Annotated in this window: 1 protein-coding gene; it reads left to right on the forward strand. The window is 41.7% G+C overall.

Annotated elements, in window-relative coordinates:
* The coding region (locus ADM33_RS11520; RefSeq protein ID WP_049504827.1) for a mucin-binding protein at positions 1 to 789 on the forward strand (789 nt) is incomplete at both ends.

Below are 789 nucleotides of genomic sequence, written 5' to 3' on the forward strand. Positions count from 1 at the left end.
TGGTAAGATCATTCCAGTTGATCCAGAAGGAAACAAAATTCCAAGTGCACCAACTCCACAATATACGAATGATCCAAACGATCCAACTAAGGGTGGTGTAACACCAACACCAGTCATCCCAGGTTATGTGACAGACATTCCAAATGTAACACCATCTAACCCAGGAGCTGATACCCCAGTTGTCTACCGTAAGGCAGAACAAAAAGCAGTGATCAAGTACGTTGATCAAACAACTGGTCAAACCCTTGCCAATGATCAAGTCGGTGGTAAATCAGGTGAGGCAATTAATTACTCAACTGCGGACAAGATCAAGTATTATGAAGATCGTGGTTACGTTCTCGTTAGCGATGAGTTCCCAACAGGTGCCCACTTCGATAACGATGCTTCAGTCGATCAAACATGGACAGTAACCTTGAAACATGGTGAAACACCAGTTGGACCAAACGATCCACATAATCCAACAGATCCAATCAATCCAAATGATCCAAACAGTCCTAAATACCCTGCGGAAGATCAATGGAAGAAAGATGTAACGTCAACTGTTCATTATGTAGGTGCAGGTAGTCAAACACCAGCAGACAATGTTCAAAATGCACAATGGACACGTACCTTAAAACTTGATAAAGTTACAGGTAAAGTTCTTAACCCTGATGAAGCATGGACAACTAATAAGACTAACTATGATGCAGTTCCAACGCCAGGTGTTACTGGATACTATGCGGATAAAGCAAGTGTTGCTTCTAAGACAGTCACTCAAGAAAATCTTGAAGAAACTGTAACTTACAAACC

This window comes from Streptococcus oralis (assembly GCF_001075875.1).
GTDB classification, from domain to species: domain Bacteria; phylum Bacillota; class Bacilli; order Lactobacillales; family Streptococcaceae; genus Streptococcus; species Streptococcus oralis_I.